Annotated in this window: 18 protein-coding genes and 2 pseudogenes; 15 read left to right on the top strand and 5 right to left on the bottom strand. The window is 44.8% G+C overall.

Annotated elements, in window-relative coordinates; genetic code table 11:
* The first annotated feature begins 382 nt into the window (after positions 1 to 382).
* From DO97_RS22520 to DO97_RS17260, 7 genes and pseudogenes are all read left to right on the top strand, one after another.
* Positions 383 to 631 carry a hypothetical protein gene (locus DO97_RS22520; protein WP_072016491.1) on the top strand — a complete coding sequence of 83 codons (249 nt, stop codon included), beginning with the start codon at positions 383 to 385 and terminating at the stop codon, positions 629 to 631.
* Between the two features lie 411 nt (positions 632 to 1,042).
* Positions 1,043 to 3,454 (top strand): sucrose synthase, encoded by a 2,412-nt coding sequence (locus DO97_RS17240; protein ID WP_036535820.1) that lies wholly within the window; start codon positions 1,043 to 1,045, stop codon positions 3,452 to 3,454.
* 87 nt (positions 3,455 to 3,541) lie between these two features.
* A pseudogene (pgmB, locus tag DO97_RS17245) lies at positions 3,542 to 6,509 on the top strand (beta-phosphoglucomutase).
* Between the two features lie 788 nt (positions 6,510 to 7,297).
* Positions 7,298 to 7,402, top strand: a pseudogene (locus DO97_RS30360) (hypothetical protein); the annotation flags it as partial.
* Positions 7,403 to 7,432: 30 nt separating this feature from the next.
* Positions 7,433 to 8,122, top strand: a complete 690-nt coding sequence (locus tag DO97_RS22525) for a sensor histidine kinase (RefSeq protein WP_052128898.1) — start codon at positions 7,433 to 7,435, stop codon at positions 8,120 to 8,122.
* A gap of 199 nt (positions 8,123 to 8,321) precedes the next feature.
* Positions 8,322 to 8,879 (top strand): helix-turn-helix domain-containing protein, encoded by a 558-nt coding sequence (locus DO97_RS17255; protein ID WP_036535823.1) that lies wholly within the window; start codon positions 8,322 to 8,324, stop codon positions 8,877 to 8,879.
* A gap of 25 nt (positions 8,880 to 8,904) precedes the next feature.
* The gene (locus DO97_RS17260; protein WP_239651833.1) at positions 8,905 to 9,120 is read left to right on the top strand and encodes a DUF4115 domain-containing protein; all 216 of its coding nucleotides are present in this window, start codon (positions 8,905 to 8,907) and stop codon (positions 9,118 to 9,120) included.
* 10 nt (positions 9,121 to 9,130) lie between these two features.
* Here DO97_RS17260 and crtB read toward each other — a convergent pair whose 3' ends face one another.
* Complete coding sequence (gene crtB / locus DO97_RS17265) at positions 9,131 to 10,060, bottom strand: 15-cis-phytoene synthase CrtB (protein WP_036535828.1); 930 nt, start codon at positions 10,058 to 10,060, stop codon at positions 9,131 to 9,133.
* Positions 10,044 to 11,483, bottom strand: a complete 1,440-nt coding sequence (pds, locus tag DO97_RS17270) for a 15-cis-phytoene desaturase (protein ID WP_036535830.1) — start codon at positions 11,481 to 11,483, stop codon at positions 10,044 to 10,046. The genes crtB and pds overlap by 17 nt, the downstream gene beginning before the upstream one ends.
* Positions 11,484 to 11,730: 247 nt before the next feature.
* Here pds and DO97_RS17275 point away from each other — a divergent pair, with 247 nt between their 5' ends.
* From DO97_RS17275 to kdsB, 7 genes are all read left to right on the top strand, one after another.
* Positions 11,731 to 12,738, top strand: a complete 1,008-nt coding sequence (locus DO97_RS17275) for an alpha-E domain-containing protein (RefSeq protein ID WP_036535847.1) — start codon at positions 11,731 to 11,733, stop codon at positions 12,736 to 12,738.
* Between the two features lie 90 nt (positions 12,739 to 12,828).
* A complete protein-coding gene (locus DO97_RS17280; RefSeq protein ID WP_036535833.1) occupies positions 12,829 to 14,469 on the top strand; it encodes a hypothetical protein in 1,641 nt (546 codons plus the stop codon).
* Between the two features lie 76 nt (positions 14,470 to 14,545).
* Complete coding sequence (locus DO97_RS17285) at positions 14,546 to 18,154, top strand: tetratricopeptide repeat protein (RefSeq protein ID WP_036535835.1); 3,609 nt, start codon at positions 14,546 to 14,548, stop codon at positions 18,152 to 18,154.
* Between the two features lie 105 nt (positions 18,155 to 18,259).
* Positions 18,260 to 19,798 (top strand): hypothetical protein, encoded by a 1,539-nt coding sequence (locus DO97_RS24110; RefSeq protein WP_156120640.1) that lies wholly within the window; start codon positions 18,260 to 18,262, stop codon positions 19,796 to 19,798.
* 92 nt (positions 19,799 to 19,890) lie between these two features.
* Positions 19,891 to 20,994: a hypothetical protein gene (locus tag DO97_RS17290; protein WP_036535838.1), complete on the top strand. Its 1,104-nt coding sequence runs from the start codon at positions 19,891 to 19,893 to the stop codon at positions 20,992 to 20,994.
* A gap of 62 nt (positions 20,995 to 21,056) precedes the next feature.
* Entirely contained in the window at positions 21,057 to 21,737 is a 681-nt protein-coding gene (locus DO97_RS17295; protein ID WP_036535839.1) for a glycosyltransferase, read from the top strand.
* Positions 21,738 to 21,774: 37 nt separating this feature from the next.
* On the top strand, positions 21,775 to 22,524 hold the full coding sequence (kdsB, locus tag DO97_RS17300; protein ID WP_036535842.1) for a 3-deoxy-manno-octulosonate cytidylyltransferase: 750 nt from the start codon (positions 21,775 to 21,777) through the stop codon (positions 22,522 to 22,524).
* Here kdsB and DO97_RS17305 read toward each other — a convergent pair.
* From DO97_RS17305 to DO97_RS17315, 3 genes are all read right to left on the bottom strand, one after another.
* Positions 22,521 to 23,096, bottom strand: a complete 576-nt coding sequence (locus DO97_RS17305; protein ID WP_052128899.1) for a KdsC family phosphatase — start codon at positions 23,094 to 23,096, stop codon at positions 22,521 to 22,523. The two genes, kdsB and DO97_RS17305, sit on opposite strands and share 4 nt — an antisense overlap.
* 9 nt (positions 23,097 to 23,105) lie before the next feature.
* Positions 23,106 to 23,936, bottom strand: a complete 831-nt coding sequence (gene kdsA, locus DO97_RS17310) for a 3-deoxy-8-phosphooctulonate synthase (protein WP_036535852.1) — start codon at positions 23,934 to 23,936, stop codon at positions 23,106 to 23,108.
* An 87-nt stretch (positions 23,937 to 24,023) separates the two neighbouring features.
* A complete protein-coding gene (locus DO97_RS17315; RefSeq protein ID WP_239651832.1) occupies positions 24,024 to 25,025 on the bottom strand; it encodes a KpsF/GutQ family sugar-phosphate isomerase in 1,002 nt (333 codons plus the stop codon).
* 476 nt (positions 25,026 to 25,501) lie between these two features.
* Here DO97_RS17315 and DO97_RS17320 point away from each other — a divergent pair.
* Positions 25,502 to 25,881 (top strand): IS5 family transposase (locus DO97_RS17320; RefSeq protein WP_036535845.1); only part of this gene is annotated, 380 nt, incomplete at its 3' end.

A 25,881-nucleotide genomic window follows, 5' to 3' on the forward strand; every position in this document is an offset into this window, starting at 1 on the left:
TTCTATTGATCACCCATGATGCGATGTTAGCACGTCAGACAAAGCGGGTGATTAAGATGCAGGATGGAGTGATTGTAGAGGCAGAAAAATGTTTGCAAACCTGATCGTAAATCCCGATATCAATGACCAATCCTTAAGCCTCAGAGAGAAACTTGCAGACAAGACAAAGATGATATAGCATTTCTCCCTCGGATGCGGTAGATTCTGACTCATGAAATCTTAAGCTGGAGTCTAGAAGGGTTTTGTGATTTTCATCCCTGGCTCCTGAGTTATCAGCAAGGAGTCATAAGGGTTTATCTGAAAGAGCCTTGAATCAAGGGATTTGGTGATGTTGCCATGCAGTATGGGTGCGTAACGGCGTACTGAAGTCAGGAGGGAGATTATGGTTGAGCAATGGCTTTTTTCAGAACGGAGTATCCTGAGTTGGATGAGTCATCGCAGCATCCTCAGCATCGGAAGTACTGCAAGCATTTTGAGTATTGGAAGTGCCGGGAGCATTTTGAGTTTCGGCAGCACCGGAAGTATATTGAGCGTCTTGAGTGCCGGGAGCATTTTATCTGTTTTAAGTGCTGGAAGTGTTTTGAGCGTGCTGCAATTTAATGCCGGATGGTTACAGGGTACAAAATTATAGTTGTTGCTGACAGACTGATCCTCCTCAGAAGCTCTGGCCGCTAGTTGATCGCCATGTGCTAGAACATCCAGAAACTTAATAGTAATTAGTCGGGATAGCCTCAGTCAGACCAATATATGTCTATTTGAGCGGGTGAATTGTTTGAGTTGTATGAAAATCTATTGAAGATTTACTTATAATGGCCGATCGAAATATGGGATGATTAAATGAATATTTATTGTCAACAAGTGGTTGCATTTCAACAGAAGTGTCACCTCTAGATTAACGAATTAACTAATATGAGCATGAAGCTCATGTTTTGTCCTAAAAAAGATAGAATGAACGTGTTGGTCACCTATACGTTGATATTCGCTTCTTCGTGAACCCCACCCCTTCATTCTGCGGTTCCAGTATTCACTGACCGCTATCTTTATGCATAAACTGATCCAAGCCGTTTTAAACAGCGACGAGAAAAAGGCTCTACATCAGCTAATTGACACATTGAGCATCTCAGGCAAGCGCTACTTTTTGCGGAACGAAATTCAACAGACGTTTGCTGAGTGCTGTCACCACTTATCTCAGTTCGGTTACGCGTATCACAGCTCTTCTCTGAGCCAGCTGATGCACTATACCCATGAAATAATTTTGGATGAGAACAGCGTTTGGTTGGTAGTGCGTCCCTGGATTGCCAGCCAGCAGGTGTGGCGGCTTACCTTAGACTTGGCCACTGGCTCAGAGATGACACTTCAGTCGCTCCTTGATGTCCTCGATCGCCAGGTTAATTGCTACCAGCCTCACATCCTCAACATTGACTTCCAGCCTTTCTATCAAAAGTCTCCGGTCATTGATGACCCAAGAAACATAGGTCAGGGTCTGGCGTTTCTCAATCGCTACCTGTGCAATAAGCTGCTGACCGAATTCGACTATTGGTTAAAGGCATTGTTTAATGCCCTGCATGTGCTCGAATACGACGGCATGCAGCTATTGATCAACGATCGCATTCAGTCTGGTGTTGAGCTATCACAACAGGTTAAACTGGGACTCAAGTTTTTAGGGGAGTATGCCCCCGATTGCCCCTATAAAAGCCTTCACCTTGATCTCCAAGCTCTTGGATTTGAACCGGGTTGGGGCAATACCGCTTCTCGCACTCGCGAAACCCTGGAACTGCTGAATCGCCTGATCGAAGATCCCGAACCTGCAATTTTGGAAGCCTTTGTGGCGCGCGTCCCTGCGGTTTTTCGAGTGGTGTTGATTTCCATAAATGGTTGGGTAAGCCAAGAAAGCGTCTTGGGACGACCAGAGATCCGAAGTCAAGTTGACTATGTGCTGGAGCAAGCGCGGAGTCTAGAAAACCAACTCCAAGCCAACATCGAGCAGTCGGGTCTGGAATTGCTGGGGATTCATCCCCAGGTGATCATTCTCACCCGCTTGATTCCTACTTGTACGGAAACGCAATGCGCTCTTCCCTGGAAAAAGGTGGAGGGCACGGATAACACCTGGATTCTGCGGGTACCTTTCCAGGAATTCAACCCAGCCGTGACGCAGAACTGGATTTCTAAGTTTGAGACTTGGCCTTATCTCGAAAGCTTTGCGGTGGATGCAGAACGGGAACTGCTGGCAAAATTTGGAGGGAAACCCAATCTCATCATTGGTAACTATAGCGAGGGCAATCTGGTCGCATCTCTGCTGGCACGTCGTCTCAACGCCATCCAGTGCAACATTGCCCATTCCCTGGAAAAGCCGAAATACTTATTCAGCAATCTTTACTGGCAAGACCTAGAGAGCCAGTATCACTTTTCAGCCGAGTTTACCGCCGATCTGATCAGCATGAATGCTGCTGATTTCATCCTCACTTCCTCCTATCAGGAAATTGTGGGTACGCCGGAGAGCCTGGGTCAGTATGAATCCTACAAGTGCTTCACGATGCCCAATCTATACCATGTGATTGACGGCATTGACCTATTTAGCCCCAAGTTTAACCGCGTGCCACCCGGTGTGAATGAGCAAATATTCTTCCCTTACCATCAGATTAAAAATCAGGATGCTGCAAAAAATGCTGGCATTCAAGCACTGGTCTTTGAGCAGCAAAAACCGCACATTTTTGGTCATCTAGACCAGCCCAAAAAACGCCCAATGCTTGCGGTTTCATCGATGAGTGCCATTAAGAATGTAACCGGATTGGTGGAGTGCTTTGGTCGCAGCCTGGAATTGCAGACCCACTGTAACCTGATTCTGCTCACGAATGCATTGGATGTGGTAACTACTTCCAATTCCGAAGAAGGCAGGGAGATTTCCAAACTGCACGCCCTGATTGATCAGTATCGTCTGCATGGCCACATTCGTTGGTTGGACGTACGTCTGTCTACCCACGATCTCGGTGAAGCCTACCGAGCGATCGCCGATCGCCAAGGAATTTTTATTCACTTTGCCAAGTTTGAAGCCTTTGGACGCACGATTCTGGAAGCGATGATCTCCGGGTTGCCCACCTTTACAACTCAATTTGGCGGTTCCTTAGAAATTATCCAGGACGGCACCAACGGCTTTCATATTAACCCCACCGACTTAGACGGTAGCGCTGAGAAAATCCTCCAGTTTTTTCATCAATGCGATACCCATCCTGAATACTGGTACGAGATATCCAATCGCGCTATTCAACGGATTCAAGAGCAATACAACTGGCCAGTCCACACCCGACAGCTCTTACTGCTGACCAAGATTTATAGCTTTTGGAACTACATTTATTCTGACAATCGTCACGGGCTGCAATGCTACTTAGAAGCCCTTTTCTATCTCCTCTACAAACCCAGAGCCGAGCTGATTTTAGCAGAACATCTGAAACGGTAAGGGGAGCGGGGGAGATCATTTTTCTTTGCCCTCTACCGCTCGACATCTCTACGGTTTTGCCGCTCCCTCATCCCCCCTCCAACCTCAATGAACACGCCAAGCTCTCGTGATTTGATTTACACAGACTGGACGCTGATCGAATCCCAATTTGATCCTCAGCAGTTGCGTTCTAGAGAAACCGTATTTACGATCGGCAACGGTTATTTAGGGACGCGGGGCAGTTTTGAGGAGGGCTACCCCCATGCCTTGCCAGCCACCTTAGTGCATGGGGTGTATGACGATGTGCCCGTGGTCTATACCGAGCTGGCAAATTGTCCCGACTGGTTGTCATTGGTTGTGATTGTCAACGGCGAGCGGTTTCGCCTCGATCGAGGTGAAATGATCCACTATAAACGGCAGCTCGACTTGCGTCACGGGATGCTGAGTCGATCGGTGCGCTGGCGGAGTCCCACTGGAAATACCTTAGATTTAAAGTGGGAGCGCTTTGCTAGCTTGGCAGATCCCCAGGTGTTGGGATTGCGCTGCGAGATTACCCCCGTCGATTTTAATGGTGAGATCGAGGTGCAGTCCAGCCTCAATGGCTATCCTGAAAATCAAGGCTTTGACCACTGGGAGCGGCTCGATCAGGGCAAGACAAAGCTAGGGATAGATCTGGGGATAGAGCCAGGGATTTGGCTTCAGGTTCGCACCCGCAGTTCCCGGATCGAACTTGCCATGGCGGCCAAAATGACGGTAGATGGCACCGATGCCGATTTTCAGGTGACGAATACACCGGGCTATCCCACCTTGATGATCTGCTTTAGCGGCACAGCAGGTCAAACCGTCAGCCTAGAAAAGATGGTGACGGTGTTCACCTCCCAGGAGACGGAGTTGCCAGTGCAGGCCGCACAAGTCAAATTGGCTGAACTGCCATCCTATAGCGTACTGCGCAATGCTCATCAGCAGGCGTGGAACGAGGTTTGGCAGCATAGTGATATTGAGATTGAGGGCAATAGCAAAGCTCAGTTGGCTGTTCGCTATAACCTGTTTCAACTCTTCATCAGTGCATCCCTACACAATAGTCAGGTCAGCGTTCCCGCTAAAACGCTGTCGGGATTTGGCTATCGAGGGCATATCTTTTGGGATACTGAAATTTTTATCCTGCCCTTTTTCACCTTGACGCAACCCGCGATCGCCCGCAACCTGCTGACCTACCGCTATCACACCCTGAATGGGGCTCGACGCAAAGCCGCACATAGTGGGTACCAAGGAGCAATGTTTGCCTGGGAAAGTGCGGCCACTGGAGATGAGGTAACGCCGCGATGGGCGATGCCCAACGATCCCTATGCAGAAGATGTGCGCATCTGGTGCCGCGATCGCGAAATTCATATTAGCGCCGACATTGCCTATGCTGTCTGGCAATACTGGCAGGCCAGCGGCGACGATATCTGGCTGCGAGACTTCGGAGCCGAAATCATCCTGGACACAGCCCTTTTCTGGATGAGTCGATTGGAGTGGAATGCCAAGCAGCAACGGTATGAACTGTGCGGTGTCATCGGAGCCGATGAATACCACGAGCAGGTGAATAACAATGTATTCACCAATCGCATGGTGCAGTGGCATTTAGAAAAGGCAGTTGTCGTCCATGAGTGGATGCGGCTCAAGTTTCCCGATCGTGCAACTGAACTAGCACAACGATTGCAACTCACCTCAGAGCAATTGCAGCACTGGCAAGCGATGATCGCCCAGATTTACATCCTTTACGATGCCAAAACCGGACTGATCGAACAATTCGAGGGGTTTTTCCAACTCAAGGATATCGACTTAAGCGCCTATGAACCGCGAGATCGATCCATTCAAGCGGTTCTCGGAATTGATGAAACAAATCAGCGGCAGGTACTCAAGCAACCCGACGTGCTGATGCTCCTCTACCTGATGCGAGGTACGCCAGCAGCCTTTCCCTATTGCCCTGACGTGCTGCGAAGGAACTGGAACTACTACGCTCCTCGCACAGACATCACCTACGGATCGTCCCTGGGGCCAGCCATTCACGCGATCCTCGCCGCCGATCTCGGGGCAGCCGATCCCGAAGAGCAGTTTATGCAGGCAGCCCTGGTTGATCTCGAAGATACGCGCGGTAATACAGCCGACGGCATTCATGCGGCTTCGGCAGGGGGGATCTGGCAAGCTGTGGTTTTCGGCTTCGGCGGCATTCAACTCAAGGACAGCGGCCCCGTTGCGACTCCCCATCTCCCTCCCAGTTGGACTCGCCTCAAATTTAAACTCAACTGGCGCGGCACCTGGTACAGTTTCGATCTATCACCCCCACTGGCTCAAGCCCCTGATGCTCAAGTTCCTGACATCCAAGGCTTGATCTTCGACCTCGATCGGGGTTTTGACGGACACTGCCGAATTTCACTATCGAGCCTGGCAGCGACTGGCTGACGAAGCCGGACTGCCCTTCGATCGGCAGGCAAACGAAGCGCTGCGGGGAGTGTCTCGTCGAGAATCGCTGCGGCTGATCGTGGGCGATCGCCCGTATTCAGAAGCCGCGCTCGAGGAGATGATGGATCGCAAAAACCGCTACTATGTGGAATCTATCCAAGGCATCACACCCGAGGATGTCCTGCCAGGGGTCATTGAGTTATTAGACGAACTCCGGCAAGCGGGAATTAAAATCGCGATCGCCTCTGCCAGCAAGAATGCGCGAAGCGTGATCGAGAAATTAGGGATTGCTAATCGCGTGGATGCGATCGCAGATGGCTACAGCGTCGAGCACCCCAAACCTGCCCCTGATCTCTTTCTGTACGCTGCGACTCAGTTAGGACTCGACTCTGTCCACTGTATTGTGGTTGAAGATGCTGCTGTTGGAATTGAAGCTGCTATTACTGCCGGCATGGGGACAATTGGACTCGGGGTAGCCGATCGGATTGGAAATGCTGATATTGTTTTATCCAATCTCAATGGGGTTCACCTGACGGATCTACAAACCAAATGGTCGTGTACCAGACCTTTTGTTCTGATGACTCAAGATCATCAGCTGTCGCGCATCCAAACTGCAAGAAACCAGTCTTGAACGGTAGTGAACTGCTAAGGGAGAATAAAAGCTATAAGGCATTGCTGCATAAGCATTTAAGGCATTTTAGCCGTAACAGTCTGAAACCTCAGTCAATCAAGGTTTTCAGTTGATCCTCCTCCTTTTAGAGACCAGTGCCGGATGCTCCCCTGGCGATCAACATCAGAACCCGATTTTTCCAGATACTCTACAGTGAGAGATAGCCACAATTCAAGGCTGTTTCTCACTTCTGGGGTGCGATCGCTACATGTTGTTGTCTGCAAGCTCGGAATTTGTTGCCCTGTGTCGGCTACAAGTTGTACTGCTGAGTCAGGCACTCGGAGCCTCCCAAAGTATTGTCTACCTGACGGAAGATCTGAATCTAGGAGCAGATGCCAAGCTCGTGCCCGTGGTCGCCTATCCAGAAGTTTCCGTGCAGCGGGAGGATATCCAAACCTGGGTCTCTCTGCCATCAGAAGCGGATCAGGGGATCAGTTCATGTCTGCTTGCCGCCCCAGCATTACCGCTGCCGCTTACGGATCAGATGCCTCCTGGCCGGCCAAATCGCTCTCTGGTGACGCAACAACAATTGATGCTGCCCTTAATGCACGAAAGTGTGATGTTGGGGTTGTTAGTCACCGCCCGCGAAGATCGGGTTTGGACAACCTGGGAACAGACCCAAATCGAAAAAACTTGCCCACACCCTGGCAATCGCTTGCGTTTTAGATCAGCGATACCTCTGGTTACTCCAAGATCAGCAGCAGCAGCAGTGCCTAGAACAGCAGCAGCACGATATTCTCGACAACCTGCTGCATCAACTCCGGAGTCCGCTCACAGCCCTCCGAACCTTTGGGAAACTGCTGCTCAAGCGCCTCTTACCCAGCGATCGCAATCGAGAAATTGCCACCAGTATTGTCCGCGAAAGCGATCGGTTACAAGATCTATTGAGACAGGTTGAGCAACTGTTCCAGATTCGCCCCACCCATACATCCCTCCTCCCCCCTGCTACCCCTGGGCAGAAGGCACTAACCGCTGGTCAACCTATAGCTGTGCAGCCCCCGCAGCTGTTGCTCCCCGCCAGTTTACTGCCTGCCGCTCCCCTGGCACCCTGTTCAGTCCTTGCCATCCTCAACCCCTTGATTCCCTCAGCCCAGGCGATCGCCCAGGAACGGGGGTTAATCTTAGAGGTCGATCTCCCTGACCCCTTGCCGCCAGTCCACGCTAATCTCAAGACAATTCAGGAAGCCATCTCCAACGTGATTGAAAACGCCCTTAAGTACACCCCCGCTGGGGGACAGATCTGGATTCACGCCTACCAAGATCATCCTGCGGTGCCCCATGACGATACCGTTACCATTGCCATCAGTGATACGGGTCCTGGCATTTCCCCTGGGGATCAGACTCATATTTTTGAGCGGCATTATCGTGGCAGTCAGGCAGAGAGTGATATTCCCGGTAGTGGTCTGGGACTGGCGATCGCCCACGATCTGGTACAGCAGATGCAGGGTGGCATTCAGGTGATTAGCCCCGCTCAACTCCCCCTCAATAGCCAACCCGCCTTCAACCCCAACTATCCAGGAACCACCTTCCTGATTTGGCTACCTGTTAGTCATTCAGTTATCATACCTAGGTAGTTCCCACATTAGGCATTCCTAGTACAGTCAGAGTATAGGCAGTGTCCTCAGTCGTCACAGCCTCTCTGGAGCGCGGTTTGTCCTAGGCAATCACGGGTTTGGTAAATTTCCTAGCCGTAGATTATTGTTGATCCATGCCACCATAAGCTGTGAACCATAGAGACATCGATCTGATATCTGAGGACGACGGGGAATCAAGATGAGCCAGATGCACCCGACCCAAGTGGATCAGCTGAAGAGCATCGGAGCCGATCTGCGTCAAAAGCGCCAGGAACGCTCCATTTCTCTTGAAGAAGTGGCTATTAAGACCTATATTCCCCTCCAACGGTTAAAGGCCCTAGAAGATGGCCAAATCGACCGCCTACCAGAACCGGTATTTGTCCAAGGCTTTATTCGTCGCTACGGGGATGCCATTGGCCTTGATGGCGGGGCGATCGCTAAATCCTTTTCCACCGTTCTAGAACCCGAACCTCCTATAAAGACTGCATCCAGAAGATCTGTAAGCTCTATAACCACAGCCACCTCTCCCCAAGGGCAGTTCAAGTTCAAGTCTCTTTATCCTCTCGTCGGCACGGTTGTCACCGTTGGGGTTGCTATAGGCCTTGGCTACTGGTTCACACAGGATTTCCTACCCCACCTCAGCCTCCAGCCGCAAGCACTTCCAGTCCCTGACCCCAGCCCTTCCCTGGCTCCGGTAGTTGTCAGCCCTACCCCCCGAAGCATCGCCGCTGACTGCTACAGTTCAGGTAACCATTAGCCTTACTGGTGAGTCCTGGTTGAAAGTGATTGTTGATGGCAAGTCAGAATTTGAAGGGATTCTCAACAAAGGCACTCAAAGAACCTGGCAGGCTCAGAAAGAACTGATCCTGAGGGCTGGCAATGCGGGTGCGGTGATGACCTCTGTCAATCAAGGGGTGGAACAACCCTTTGGCAGCCTCGGTGAAGTTAAAGAAATTACCCTATCTAAAAATCAAGTGCAGATCGCCCCAACTAATTAAGTGAAGGAACTCAAAGTACCTTGGCTCGCAGTAAAGCTGTGGGCAGACATAGGAGTTTACGAACGTTGGGAACGTAGGCACGGCAACGAAAAACATCATACTGGTTGCGTTCAATTGCATCCAGGATTTTGCTATAGAGCATCAGTGCTGCCCACACTGGCCAGCGGGCATCTTCACTGAGGACATTAATCCCCTTTTCCGCTTGGGCATAAAACTTACGTGCCCGTTGAATCTGGAAACACATCAATTCCCGCCAGCGGTTATCGACCACCCCATTCATTAAGTCCTGTTCCGTGTAGTTAAACCGCGCTAGTTCTTCTTGAGGTAGATAAATACGCCCCCGGCGGGCGTCTTCTCCGACATCTCGCAAAATATTGGTCAGCTGGTTGGCAATGCCTAGGGCTACAGCTTCTTCGGTAGGAGTGGTCTGGGACTGACCGCAATCCCAAGGAGTTGTAGAGCGAGGTGGTTGGACTCCCATGACCACGGTAGACATTAACCCCACGGTTCCCGCCACTCGATAACAGTAGAGGTTGAGATCTTCAAAGGTTTCATAGCGACTGCGGTAGAGATCCATCCGCTGTCCGGCAATCATATCCCGAAAGGGTTGAATATCTAAGGGAAATTGCTTAATGGTATCCACCAACGCCACATCTAAGTCATCAGCAGGGTTTCCAGCAAACGCTGACTCCAACTGAGCTTCCCATTCATCCAGGGTTTTGGCCGTGGTGAGGCGTGCTGCGGGGCCATCCACTAGTTCATCGGTGCGACGACACCAGGCATAGATGGCCCAAATTGCTCGACGCTTTGCCTCTGGCATCAATAGCGTCCCTAAGTAGAAGGTCTTTGCGTACTTCGCCGTAATTTGCCGACAAAGTTCGTAGGCGTGCTCTAGAGATGCCAGAGTGGTCATGCGAGGAAATTCAGACAGTTGCAGCATTCGTTGCAGGCTGAGAAAGAGGCGAATTCAACGCTTGGGTCACCGCAGATGGGGCAGGATTAGCCAATGTAATTGCCTGTGCTGTCAGCTTACCAGAAAGTACCGCCCCCTCCATACTGCCCAGGTAGGGTTGCATGGTATAGCTACCTGAGAGGAAAAAATTTGTGATCGGGGTCGTCTGCTGCGGACGATGTTGTTGACGACCGGGCGTGGCTTTATAGACCGATCGCGGAGTTTTGACTACCTTTGCCTTCAGCACCTGTGCGGGGTGTGGAATCTGGTCTGGAAACAGACGCGTCAGTTCCTGGAGGGTGGCGGCAATAATTGCCTCCTCCGATTGACCAATCCAGTCTTGGGCTGGAGCCAGAACCAACTCCAGCATCGACCGATCAGGATCGGCGTACTCCCGACAGGTATTACTCATGTCAGCATAGACACTGAGCAACGCCGAACGGGAAAACAGCAGTTGATCCACGTCCGTGAGCTTGCGATCAAACCAGATTTGAACATTGATCACAGGGACTCCCTCCAGCCCTGCCAGTTGTTGGAAGTAGGCCAGGGATTTCCAGGGTTCAGGCATCATCAGCTTCAGCGCATCCACTGACATCGCTGAGACGTAGGCATCGGCAACAATCTCTGTGTCCGGGGCATCCTTCAGACCTCGGATCAAGAAGTGGTTCACAGTACCATCGGCATTTAGCACTATCTGCTTAAGGGGGGCGTTGATGCGTACCTCCCCTCCCAGAGCCGTCACATAGTCAACAATGGGCTGGCACAAACGTTCCGGCGGCGCACCATCTAAGAAGGCAATTTTAGAGCCGTACCGTTCCCGGAGAAAACGATTCAGCGCCGTCAGGGGAATCGTAGCTGAAACTTCATCGGGATTAATAAAGGTCAGCGCTTTCGAGGCCGCAATAAAAATATCGGTGTTGACTTGCTCATCAATCCCCTGGTGCCGGAGCCACTCTAGGAGACTATACCGATCCATGTCTTCTACATATTGCTGTCCCCGGACAATGGCTGGGAGCAGTCCGATCGCAAATCGGATCTTTTGGCTCCAGGTCAGCATGTCGTTGTTGCGAAGAATCGACAGAATGACATTAAACGGTGCTGGAATGTCAGGGACATCAAAGCGAGAGAGGGTTCCAGGCTTTTCAGGCTGGTTAAAAATCAGGGTGTGCGCTTTCCACTGCAATCGCTCTTCAATGCCCAGTTCCTGAAGGAGTTGTAGCATGTTGGGATAGGCACCAAAAAAAGCGTGTAACCCAGTCTCAATCCAGTCGCCATCTTCGTCCTTCCAGGCCGCTACCAGGCCGCCCAAAACCGAGTCGCGTTCTAAGATAAGGGGGGTATGACCCGCATCCACTAGATACTTTGCACAGGATAACCCTGCTAATCCGCCGCCCGCGATCGCTACCCGCATGTGAGTTGACTACTCTTTAATATTTCTTTAATGTTCTTTGCCGATTATACGTTGCATTTCGTTACAAGAAAACCGCTTTCTCCCAAGAATCCTAAGAATTTCAAAGATTTTCAGGGCTTGTAGGTTCAGGATTCCAGCCGCTGGCTGAGAATTGCACCTAAGAGGGTTGCTTGTATTCTGTTCTTTGGCCTTAAATAAGGGACAAAGCCTAGTCGTTTCTAACGTCCTCTCTCCTGACCTCCCCACCATGCTGAGTCGTGTTGCCGATGCCATCTATTGGCTGAATCGCTACATTGAAAGGGCTGAAAACGTTGCTCGCTTTGTCGATGTCAACCTGACCCTTATGCTGGATATGCCTACAGGTCAACTGGAGCAGTGGGAACCCCTGGTGATGACTACCGGAGATTTGCCCTTATTTCAATCCCGGTACGGTCAGGCCAGTCCCGAAGCCGTGATCCAGTTCCTGACCTTTGATGAGAGTTATCCAAATTCAATTTTGTCCTGTCTACGCTCGGCTCGGGAAAATGCCCGATCCATTCGAGAAATTATTTCTTCGGAAATGTGGGAGCAGGTCAATTCATTTTACTTAATGTTGCAAGAGGCAGCGAAGAGTCAACCCCTGACATCGCCCAATGCTTTTTTTGCTGAGGTAAAACTGGCGAGCCATCTATTTGCCGGGGTGATGCACGCAACCATGACCCACAACGAGGGTTGGCACTTCGGACAGATTGGGCGCTATCTAGAGCGCGCTGACAAAACGACCCGGATGCTTGATGTCAAGTACTTTATCCTCCTCCCGGCGGTGAGCTTTGTGGGCTCCGCCCTGGATGAACTCCAGTGGATTGCCCTGCTTAAGTCCGCCAGTGCCTACGAAATGTATCGCAAACGGGGTGCCCATCGGATTGTTCCCCAAGGGGTGGCTGAGTTTTTGATTCTTGATCGGGAATTCCCCCGGTCGATCCAATATTGTCTATTGCAGGCAGAGCGATCGCTGCAAACCATTACAGGTACACTGCCTGGCACCTGGCGAGATCCAGTAGAGCGGGTACTGGGACGGCTGCGATCGGAACTGGACTATCTCACCATTGAAGAAATTATGCAGAGAGGATTACACGAATTTCTGGATGATCTGCAAAAGCGAATGAATGACATCGACAGCAAAATCTTTGAGACCTTCTTTGCCCTGTCACCCATCAGCGCCTCAGCGCCTCTTGATACTCAAACTATTGCCCAGACTCAATCCTTAATGGTTTAGATAAAGAGTTTGCCACAACCCAAATAAATCAATCACTAGATGCTCCAAGTACTTCTGAAAGCTGGCTCTCATTAACACCTGGAAGTTTACATGAAAATTCTTGGGATTGTACTTTCAATAAATCAAGACTCAGCAGGATTACGACAACGCATCCTGCCAATTTTTTATTCTCTTAAGCATAGAGAATACAATATAGAGATCAAAGAACTTAAATCTATAAGTAAAAAAGAACACATAGATCAAATTGCAAGTGAATACCAATTGGTGATTTTTATAAAGATATTTGACGATCTGGCATACTGTGCAGCTAGGGCGATTAAAGATCGAGGAATTAAGATTGTTCTAGATCTTTTTGATAACTACTTACCCTACTCACGTAGAGCATGGGAATTTGGCTTAAAAAGAATGTATATAAGGATGGCAAATATTGCTGATATAGTAACATGTTCCACTAATTTTCTCGCATCAGCTCTTGAAAATGAGGGCATAAAAAATATTAAAATGATTCCAGATCCAATTCAACCATCTCTACGAACAACTACTGCCAAAGTAGACAACAAAGATTCATCAAATATAAGTTGGCTGGAAAAATGGAATACCAGCGATAACACACTCCGTTTTGCTTGGTTTGGGTTGAGCGGAAACCCATACTATCGAGCTGGAATTGTTGACCTTGCAGAAATTGCTGATACATTTCTATCTTGTTTGACAAAGCTAGAGAAATCGAAAACGATTGAGCTTGTTATCTGCTGTGAAAGCAATCCATCACTTTCCTACGTCTTCGAACGCTTTAGAAGTACAGCAATTAGAATAAAGTGGTTAGCTTGGAGTCAAGAGATAGAAGACTCACTACTGGCTAATAGCCACTGCATACTACTGCCAACTAATCGAAGTGGATTTGCCTCATCCAAAACACATAATCGAGCCAGTAAATCGCTATTGAGTGGTTGTTTAGTCTATTGTTCAGAGATGCCTGGATATGATGACATCTCAGAATTTTGTTTCAATAGTATTTCAGGGTTAATAGATTACATAACTGCGAATACGGCCCAAGAAGTTGAAAATTATTTAACTCGGGCAATTGATTTTGTGCTCAATAAGTATACACTTGAAAACAGCGTAAATAGTTTTGACGCAATATTTTGTGAACTAATCAACGAAAAGAATAGGAGCGAATTCAACAAGAATAATACAATAAAAAATTATAATCACATTGTTTTGACTGGGCCTACAGGTGGTGGACTATGTCATAAGTTCGCTCAACAAATGAAATGGTTGTCATGCTCGGTAGAATCTATGAGAGTACCCTTAAACTTTGATTTCCAATTACGTGAAATTCGTGAAGACGGCAGTTTGTGCCTATCGATAGGAGAGCGGGAGCGCAAGCAAGTACGCACGTTTTTGCAAGAGGCACGCGAAATGTTGCAAAGTTCAACTCTAATAAAAAGTTCGGAAATATTCTTAGGACAACTAAAGATAGTATCAATTGCGCCTGACTTAGAAACTGTGGATGCATTACCAATGAAAAACTCTATAACTCCCCTAGAAATTCAAAAATTATCATACCTAAAGCAATTGTCAATCTATGACGAATCCTATGCTGAGATTTATAATGCCGTCCTATTTGAGCTGTTTGCAAAAATGCTTCGACCTCTAGATAATTATAATTTTGTTATTGAAGTAGGATTTCCCCTTGAATCTTGTAATCTTCCAATATTGTCCTATGCATAATTTCTTCCCTACGGGCAGCTTCAAGGTTTGCTCTGAGTCTTAAAAAATATCTAGTCCCATCAGAGAAACACAATATATGGATAATATAGATTTAAATCAAGACCAGAAAACGCTAAGTACTAGCTTTGAAAATCAGGAGGAATTGACCAGAGAGATTCAAAGAGGCGACCAACTTTTAGCCGATTCAAAACTTGCTGAAGCGGCTGCAATATATATGCAAACACTTCAACTTTACCCAACTTCGGCAATACTACACTATAAGCTGGGCGATCTGAATCTAAGACAAAATCAGTGGGTGCAAGCAAGTCAATATTTTCACCAAGCAATTGAGTTGCAACCTGATTTATACTGGGCTCATTACGGCTTGGGGCAAATTCTGATAGAACAGGGGCAGCTTCATAGAGCAGCTGAGGCATTCCGTCAGGCAATCGAACTCAAGCCAGACTTTGTGTTTGCTCATTACAATCTTGCTCAATGTCTCACAAAGTTAGATTTTTTGGATCAAGCATTTGAATCATTGCAACAAGTCATTGAACTTGATGCTACATTTCATTGGGGCTATTTTAGCTTAGGAAAACTCCATGAAAAATGCGAACAACATGAGGAGGCAATCGCAGCTTATAGAAAAGTTATAGAATTGGAGCCTCATCATTCTGGCTCAAATCAAAGACTAGCATTGCTTCTGGATGGTATGTCAAGCAATCAAAGCCAATCTCAAGTTGATAAACCAAAAGATGATAAGCCAAGTGAGGAGATAGAGCCTCCTATCGAAGTCCAGACCGAACTAGATTCCGGTAACGAAAAACTTTTGTCATTTATAAGACAGATTGAAAAAGGAGATCAGTTTGTTGCAGACTCAAAGCTATTCGAAGCGGCAGAAGAATATTTAATAGCCATACAAATTGATCCCACATCACCTGTAGCGCACTATAAGTACGGTGATGTAGGAATGAGACAGAATCACTGGGAAGTAGCAAACCAGCATTTTCATCAAGCAATTGAGCTTCAGGCAGATTTCCATTGGGGACACTATGGATTGGGCCAGTTGCTTAAAGAACAAGGCCAGTTCAGTGAGGCAATAAAAGCTTTACAAAGAGCGATTGAAATAAAGCCTGATTTTATATTTGCTCATTACAACCTCGGTCGGTGTCTCATTGAATTAGAGCATTGGGATGAAGCTTCTGAATTATTTAGAAATATTATTAAACTTGATCCAGATTTTGAATGGGGTTATCTAGGATTTCAAGAAGTCACCACAAAGCAGCTAGAGGCTCAGAAAAAACAAATCAACGAAGATGCAGCTTTTGCGTTTATTCCTCCCAATTTTAGTGAAGATTCTCCAATATCACAAAATACAGAGGTATTAAGTGCCATCAGTGATGTTATTCAGAATACCGTAACAGGATACCTCTCATTTATAAATGACGAAAATAAGATCTTTGAAAAGGTAGATTTGCTCATTGATGATATCTCAATTGGATTAATATCAACTATTGAAATCAAACGAAATACTAGTACTGAAATAGTAAAAATAGAATCTAGACGATGGGGATTTCAAGCTCCAATAATTGGCATTTTACAATCTCTTGCGAACCGGAATTCACATACAAATCTAAGATTCAAGTCGGAATCATTGAGTAGCTACATTGCACCTGATTCTTATCACATTAAAGCAGCAAATTCCTCTGGGTACTTAAGAATCTCAACAAAGCGATTCGAAGAAGTGATTGGTGTTAGACTTATAAATGCAGAACTAATGCCAGACAATATTCTGGTGTTAAAAATATCTAGCAAAGATAATAAACCTAAGAATATTAGTTTTTATGCTGTAGAAGCAGAAAGTCTTGATAATTTCAACTCAATTGAATTGCTGACGACTATTACTCTTGGTGCTGGTATTTCAACGCTAAATATTCATTGTGATGGGAGAAAAAATCATCTCCTTGTCGTGATCAAGAATCAGATTGGTCAGATTATTGAATCTGATTTTTGGCCAGACATCTCAATCTTTTCAGAGAGATTAAAGCCAAATCTTGATTTTTACTCAAAAATAGCTTCAACAGATCGACTTCGCTCCGCGTCTAGATTACTTTCAGAATTTTCCTGGCACTCCTACGGGAAAAATAGTCTACTAAGCGATCAGCCAAATCAAAACAAAATACAATTTGGAGTGATCATCATTGATTCCCATGCTCGATATCAAGCTTGTATTGAGCAATCACTTCTGGGACTGCAAACCTTAATGACCCATGTCTACTCTGTCTATAGGGTATTGATCACGATTCAACCTAATGAAAGTGAAATTGTGATCATTCAGTTGGGTAGGTTAGATCCGATGACTGGGGTATTTATTTTTGACAAGCAGATCTCGATTGCAGAGATGACATTGGATCTAGCAACTAATACAACTTATTCCTTAATTACGCAGGATTTTATTGGAATTTTTGGAGGTGAACTAATCGCAAATCTTGGCGATGAAACTGATACAGAGAGAGTGGTTACATGGAATTCTATTGTCAAAGATTCCTCACGAAATGAATACTATACCCTCAAAAGACCGAGTATATATTTATCGGGCATAGATGATGATAACCCCCTGCGACTAGAATCTTTGATCATTACCAGTTCAGCGCTGTTAAAGATCTGGAAGTCTGATGTAACGGTTCGAGAACATACACATTTTCTGAATCGTCTTGCATCTACAGCTATCAACTTTGGTTGTGAACATCGACACCTTAACTCGTTTTACGAGGCTTGTATTTATCCGAGATTTAATATCTCAAATGTACATAATCAATCGATAAAATTAGATGACGAGTGGTATCATATTCCACTCTCACTTCAGATCAAAAGAAAAAGCCTTATTAGCAATTCTGAATCTTGTTCAATAATTATTAATTTTAGAAATAAGGCTCATTTGACTATCGATTCGATTAAATCTTTTCTGGCGCAAGATCGAGATAGATCGATAGAATTCGTTTTAATTAACAATCGATCAAATGTAAATGAAATTCATTTTATAAATGAAGAAGTTGATAAAATGAAATCGCAACATCATTTATGTCAATTCCAGATCATTGACTATGAATCAGAATTTAATCATAGTGCTCAATGCAATCTTGGGGCTAAATTAGCAAACAACGATTTGCTTGTTTTTGCAAATAATGATATCTTCCTGATGACCTATGGTCTGCTAGATGCAGTTCTGCGGCTTTGTCAGCTCCCCAGAGTTGCGACGGTGGGGACAAAACTACTACGACCTCAGCAAGGTAAGAACCAGAAGCCAAAATTCATGTCTGGAGGTATCTTTTATAATCCTAATATTTTATCTGTTTTTGGTAAATCTAACTTATGTGAACCTAATCTACCGGCATCACTTAAGCAGCAGACGATCCTAACCTGTGGTAACACCTTTGGACTTGTCGCCATCCAAAAATATATCTACGAAGAAATTGGAGGACTGGACGAAATCAATTTTCCTACGGATTACAATGACGTAGATTTCTCCATTCGAGCTTTGCAGAAAGGATTTTCTCACTTGACTGTTAATCAGCATTATGCTTTACACTTATCACGTGCATCAAGAGGAGATTCAAACGACTTAGAAATTGCCCGAAAGCTAATTAAATACGAAGACTCTGTTGGACTTTTTCACCGAGCTACTAATTTCATATTTTTAGATTGATTATGACTTAATGATATCAACTATGAGTTCAATATCTATTTGTAGTAATACTGTTTTAGATACACTCGCCATCGTACAAAAAGTATACATAGCGTATGATTTTTTGTGCTTTTAAATAAAGATGATGTAAAATATTTTGATAAAAAATTTACCAAATCAAGTTCACAGTTCATTACATATCAATTGCAAGAGGGTCGCACACTTATAGCATTTGATAAAGATATTGATGCATATTCTCTAGAATGTTTCTTGAAGTCTATGACCAAGGTTATCAATCTATCTATTTTTGTCAAATCAACTTGTGCAGCATTTGTAAATAGAGAGATTTCTCAAATTATTTGTAAGTTATCCTTGAAGATTGATATATGTTTCTTTGTTGATCAATTAAGTGGCTTCATTCCTTTTCAGGAATTTATCTTCACCCAACTTGACTTTATTGAATTTATTTCAAGTACAAAAGATAGGTTAAAGACCTTATCTGATCAACTTGGCATTCAGTCAAGTTGCAATAATTTATCTCATAGTGATAATTCAATTGTGATTGGTAAATCTGCTAGATCCCTGGCTTTTGTTCTTCATTTAGTTCAAGACTATGAAATTCAAATTCCTTTAATTCAATCAGTTTCTAGTGCTTTATTTCCTAAAAGTGTGATGCTAATCTTAACGTCTGACTTTATAAAAAAACCTCAGTTTACATGGATTTCTTCGGTTTTCGAGTCCTTACCTGTGATAATTACTACCGTTAATTCTATAATAGAAGCTTATTCAAACATTGCTGCTTTTGCTGATATACTAGTTACTTCTTCAGAATCTTCTGCGAAAGGACATGAATTTTGCCATGAGCTATGTAGAATTCTACCATCCAATATTTTAAAAATTACGATTCAACACGGTTTTGAGAATGTTGGTCTTCAACATTCTCGAGAACATAGTCAGAATTATGGTGAGTACAATGTTAAGTTTGCCTCCGATGTTGTTTTAACATGGACTCATCCTGATCAACTAGAGAATCTTCATCTTAATTCATACCGAAAATGTTTTCCTGTTGGTATCTGTAAAAATAGTGCTCTTCAGGCAAGTCTAGTAAGGCAATCCTTGCTTAATTGTAATATAGAGCATTTTCCATCTTTAGATAGTAGCCTGCGTTTACTTATTGCTGAGAATCTTCACTCAGTTCGTCTTAATGATGAAGATATGCGTACGCAGTTTTTAGATTTCATTAATGTAGTTGGTAATCATCAGGATTTTGATGTTGTTATTCGTTCTCATCCTGGCGGACGCTGGCTCGAGAAAAATTCTGATTGTCTTATTTTTAAACCAAAGTTTTACTCCGGAAATCTACGGATAGATGAACTGAGACGGTTTTCAGTTGCAGTTTCTCCACCTTCTTCTTTTGTCATGGATGTTATATTGTCTGGAACACCAGTTTTTTTGTGGCAATCTACAACATCTAATCGTATTGTTGATATGACATTTTATAAAGGTCTCCAAACCTTTTCTTCATATGATGAATTTAGTCATTTAGTATCTTCCTCAATTTCTCAGACCGTGATTCCACAGTTTTTGTTTCTAGCTCATAAGACTTTCAAATTTGATGGAACTACTAATGTTTCTAAAGTTTTGTATGAGTCTATTTTTTGTTAATTTTTATTGGGACTTGATAGTTATTTTTTGTTCCCTTACTTTGGTCTTGATTTTACTTTAGTTTTCATCTGTGTTGAAGATCCCACAAACCTATGAATTTTTTGTTTTTGCACATTGGCCTTGGAAAGACTGGTACCTCAGCGATTCAGAGTTTTTTGGCAATTAATCGATCAAAGTTGCTTGAAGATTCTATATATTATCCATTTTCAGAGAAGGATGTTGCTGCAGTTGACTATAAACCAACTGGTGGGAATGGCCTTGAACTTGCTCAGATGCTGATGAATTCAAATTTAACTGAAGATGTTTGTCTCAGCTTTATTTCCCAACTTTTTAGAGATGCTGAAAAATTTTCAAATTCCCTCAAAGTTTGTTTGTCAGCTGAGAAATTGGCAAATCCTAATGTAACAAAGAAATCATTATCTTTGCTAAAAAATGTTTGTAGTAAATTATCAATTGAAATTAGAGTTATTTGTTATTTGCGAAACGTTTTTGATCATGCTTGGGCCACATATGAACAACAAGTAAAACGAACTGGTCGTACAAACATGTTTGATGATTTTATTGATAGTTATGGTTACCCTTTTGATGTCATAGGTAACTATTCTGCTATTTTTCAAACTAATATTATGTTCTTTTCCTATGAACACGTCTGTTTAGTTGAAAAAAATGGTTTAATAGGTCATTTTCTTGGTTTGATCAGCTCCGACATTTTTTTGGGTCCTGATGATCTAAGAATTGTCAATAAATCTTTATCTCCTGAATGCATTGATTTAAAACGTCTCATCAATCTATGTGTTGATAATCTTGAGTTTGCTAAAATTATTGGTTCGGAGATGTCTGAATTCTTTCGACCTTTTACTGATAAAATGTGGGTGAGAGAGGATTTATATAATGTTATACAACAAAGACATTATGCTCAACTTCAGGACGTAGAGGATCATGAGTTAGTTCGATTAGGAAGGTTGTCTATGCACACTGATTACAGATGGGTTATTGATTCAATATTGTTAGATCAAACCGCTTTTAAAGAATCTGTAAACCAGGTTGTTGCTGACATAGAACATTCTTCTCTTTCTGGTGTTCTTAGCCGACCACGATTTTCTATCGTAAAACAATCAATTTTAGATTTGTCAACAACATGGAAATCCGATGTTCTTTCTGGTAATTCCTTAACGTGCATTGCTTCTATTTATTAGAATGAATAGCTTGTTGTTTGTTGAAGATTCACATACATCTGACTCCACTAAATTCTTAGATTATGCACAACCAAGCAAGAATTTTTATTGGCTATGATCCCCGTGAGCGAGTAGCTACAAATGTGCTGATTGACAGCATTTATCAAGCTAGTTCAATCCCCGTTAGTATCACACCCATCATCCTGAATCAGCTGGCTTCTATTTTTAGTCGTTCTAGAGATCCGCTCCAGAGTACTGCTTTTAGTTTTAGCCGCTTTTTAGTTCCCTACCTCTGTAACTATGAGGGATGGGCAATTTTCATGGATTGCGATATGCTCTGTCGTAGCGATATTTCTGAGCTATGGTCTCTCCGTAATGACGATTATGCATTAATGTGTGTTCAGCATGAACATACCCCAAACGAAGCTGTAAAATTTCTTGGTGAAAAGCAAACTCCTTATCCCAAAAAGAACTGGAGTTCCTTAATGCTGATGAATTGTCAGAAGTGCAAGTCTCTAACACCTGAGTATATTGGTACTGCTTCTGGTCTCGATTTACATCGATTTCATTGGCTTGAAAGTGATGAGCTTATTGGTTCATTACCGATGATTTGGAATCATTTGGTTGGGGTGCAAGGCTACTCATCCTCTGCAAAGATGTTGCATTATACTCTTGGTGGCCCGTGGTTCCCAGATCAACGTTTGGGGGATCATAGTGATGAGTGGTATGTTGCACGTGATAACATGAGTTGTCTCTACTATTAGCATGATTAGTTTTAGCTAAATCTTTTGAGTCAAGTGAATGCGTGCTGCTATTGCCATTCCTGTTAGACTGGAATCAAGTCGTTTGCCCCGAAAAGCCTTATGTGACATTGGCGGAATGCCGATGATCCATCATGTGCTAGAGCGAAGTTCCCGTGCCAAACGTATTGATCGTGTGGTTTTATGTACGGATAGTATTGAACTTCAATACTTGGCTAAAGAATGGGGATTCCCTGTTTTAATGACTAGTTCAAGTTGTAGTAGTGGCACTGATCGAATTGCCTCTGTGATCGATTCCTTTGATGAAGACTTAATTATTAATGTACAAGGTGATCAACCTTTTATTGATCCTGAAGTTATTGATCAAATGATTGAAGTCTTTGAACTTCAGGTTTCTTCAGCTGAGGTCTTGACACCTATCTATCGCCTGTCTTCAGATAAAATCCATAATCCCAATGTTGTTAAAACCTTAGTTTCTTCTGGTGATATTGCTCTTTATTTTAGTCGATCTGCTGTTCCTCATGTGCGAGATGTGGTACCTGATTTATGGGGCGAACATGCACCTTATTGGGGACATATTGGTATTTACGGATTCCATCGAGATGTACTTGTTAGATGGCCGCAGTTACCTGAATCTTCACTTGAAAAGCTTGAAAAGCTAGAGCAGCTTCGCCTGATTGAGTCTGGTATTAATGTTGGGGTTTTTAAATGGTGTGAACCTGGAATCTCCGTCGATACTCCTGAAGATTTGGCTGAGGCTCGGCGTATTTTTGCGATCATTTCTGGTTAATGATTCAAGCTTCGCAACATGGGTTTTATCCCTCGTGATCGCAAGATAGCATCGGCAAAATGTCGTATTGCTCCATGTCCGCCCTTTGCAGAAAGCTGCCAGTTTACAATCCGCCTGACATCCGTATGTGCATCGATGGGTGCTGCACTAACTCCACTTTTCTGCAAAAGTTCAATATCGTTAACATCATCGCCGATATAACTCAGCTGATCCCAGTTTAAACCTCTTTGTTGCAATAGCTTTTCTGCTGCCGCTACCTTATCTTCAATTGCTGTCAATACAAGTTCAATGCCTAGTTTAGCGGCTCTTGATCTAACGATCGGAGCATTCCCTCCGCTAAGAATGCCTATTTCGATATCAGTCATCGTGATTAACTGTCGCAAGCCTAGCCCATCACGAACATTAAAGGCTTTTAACGTTTCCCCCTGCTCGGAATAATACAATTGTCCATCCGTCATCACTCCATCGACATCTATCAATAGCAGTTTGATTTTACTGAGACGTTTCTTAAGATGAGGTCTGATAACTGGGGAAATTCGGTTGATGTAGCAGTTTGACCTTAAGCTGATCATTGATTAATCTCAGCTTCCTTCTGTGGACTCAATTGACTTACGACAATGATGAAGAGCCATCAACTCTTGTAAAAGCGATTGCAGTTCCGATAGGGGAACCATATTGGGACCATCGCTCAGAGCTTTATTTGGTTCGGGATGAACCTCCATAAATAGCGCATCAATCCCAACGGCCACGGCTGCCCGTGCCAATGTCGGAACGTATTCCCGTTGTCCACCACTGGTGGTGCCCATTCCACCTGGTTGCTGCACAGAATGGGTTGCATCAAAAACGATCGGCCAACCCGTTGCTGCCATCTGGGGCAGGCTACGAAAGTCTACGACCAGTGTATTGTATCCAAAGCTGCTGCCCCGCTCCGTTAACAGAATTCGATCACAACCTGCTGTCGCGAGTTTTTTGGCAACGTTTTCCATATCCCAAGGAGCTAAAAACTGTCCCTTTTTGACATTCACCACTCTACCGGTTTTCGCAGCCGCAAACAGCAAATCAGTCTGCCGGCATAGAAATGCTGGAATTTGCAGGATATCAACAACTTCTGCAACGGCCTCAGCTTGCCAGCTTTCATGAATATCTGTCAAAACGGGAATCCCAAACTTGCTTTTGACCATTGCCAAAGCTTCTAATCCCTTGTCCAACTGTGGTCCTCGAAAAGTACTCCCACTGCTTCGATTTGCCTTATCAAAACTTGCTTTGAATACGTAGCCTATGCCCAACTTCTGACAAATTTCTAAAACTTTTGAAGAAACTTCCAGAATTAAGTCCAAGGACTCGATGACACAAGGACCTGCAATTAGCAGTAGTGGTGATCCTCCTCCTACTTGAACGGATTCAGAAATCATGAACTGACGGGTTTTTGGCTGTTGCTTGGGGGGATAAGAATCGAGCTTCATAAGGTTGTCCAAAAAATATATGTCAGATGATATTAATTAGCTCGTCAGGCCAATACGAACCAAATCATGAAGACGTAATAACCCAACAAAACTTCCATCACTGCTCGTTATTGGCAGTACACTAACTGGCTTACGATGATTTTTTTCCATGATTTCTATCGCATTCTGTGCCAACGTACCTATAGGTATAGTAATCGGGTTCTTTGTCATCAGATCACCTGCGGTCAATTGATTCAGTCGTTCAGGAGCATGGTGCATCAAAGAGCGTCGGAGATCACCATCTGTAATCAGCCCCACTAGTTTGCTATTTTGAAGGACGCAAGCTGCTCCAGCTCCTCCTTGGGTAATGGCAGCAATTATAGCTGTCCAATTTGAATCGGGTTGTAGGGGGGTCAACTGGACAGTCGGGAGCATCAGGGTGTCAACGGTCAGGGTCAAACGTTTCCCTAAAAAACCAGAGGGATGGTTGATCGCAAAATCTTCAGGTGTGATGCCCCGCTGCTCCATAACCACCATTGCTAAAGCATCCCCAATTGCCATCGCAACAGTTGTACTAGCAGTGGGTGCTAGGTTCAGGGGACAAGCTTCACGATCAACCCCTGCATTCAGCACGACAGTACTGCTGCGAGCAAGAGTTGACTGCAACCGACCTGTCAAGGCAATCAAAGGTACGCCACGCCGATGTAGATGGGGCAAAATAGCAAGCAATTCTTCTGTCTCACCGCTATGGCTAAGCATCATGACGACATCAGTACAATCAACAATACCTAAATCGCCATGAAGGGCATCGCAGGGGCTTAAATAGATCGCTGTCTTTCCGGTGCTGGTAAATGTTGCAGCAATTTTTCGGGCGACAATTCCAGACTTGCCTACGCCCGTAACAATGATCTTGCCTGGGCAATTCAGTAGGTAATTAGCAGCCTTTGCTACCTGAGCCGCGTTGATATGCTTAATAGATCGCTCAATCGACTGAGCTTCCAATTGCAGAATCAAGATAAACTTATCTGTGATCTGAGAATCAAAGCTTTGATTGATCAAATCCGCATTTAGAGAACTCATAGGCAGTAAATCTCAAGGAGGATTTTTTAACTAGTCTATTAGTGATCTTGATAACGCGCCCACCCTCATCCTGGCATTGAGATCAGGATAGTGCAACAGCTTCTTCGACTCAGTTTGTCCCTGAACCGCCATTACCGGGCAATAGGAGCGGTGCAAGGCATAGTTGCTTCTACTGGCAAAAACTACTCACTTAGGGCATGTTATTGACGGCGACCCACGGTCACTCGCTTTATCAGCCTCCCAGTTCTTAGCCAGATTACCGAGGCACTGATCGACTAAGACGTGATTGCTATAGTATAAGCGTCGCATTGATTTTGCGGGATGAATTGCATATATTGAGAGAGTGAGAACATAGTCAAGAACGGTAAGAGGGTGTTTTAAAAGTCGTTTAGTGAGTAAAAAAGCTCACTCAGTGTAAGCTGCGAATATGTCGTACACAGCACTGAGAGAGCGTCATGAGTAAAGCTTACCCCAGTAATTTGTCTCAAGCCCAATTTGAACTACTCAACGACTTGATACCCGAGCCGAAATTCGGTGGTCGTCCTCGTAGCGTCGATATGTGGGATGTTCTGAACGCCATTTTCTATGTTTTGGTGGAGGGAGTGCGATGGCGAGGGTTGCCAGGGGATTTTCCGGCATGGCAAACCGTATACACCTACTTTCGTCAGTGGCGCAAAGATGGAACCTGGGTGCGGATGCACGACCGATTGCGAGAGTGTACCCGAATTGAACAGGAGCGTCATCGCAGCCCGTCGGAAGCGATTATCGACAGTCAAAGTGTCAAAAGTGCCGCTGGAGTGAGCCAATCGGTGGGCTACGATGCGGGCAAACAAAT

It is taken from the genome of Neosynechococcus sphagnicola sy1 (genome assembly GCF_000775285.1).
In the GTDB taxonomy this organism is placed as follows: domain Bacteria; phylum Cyanobacteriota; class Cyanobacteriia; order Neosynechococcales; family Neosynechococcaceae; genus Neosynechococcus; species Neosynechococcus sphagnicola.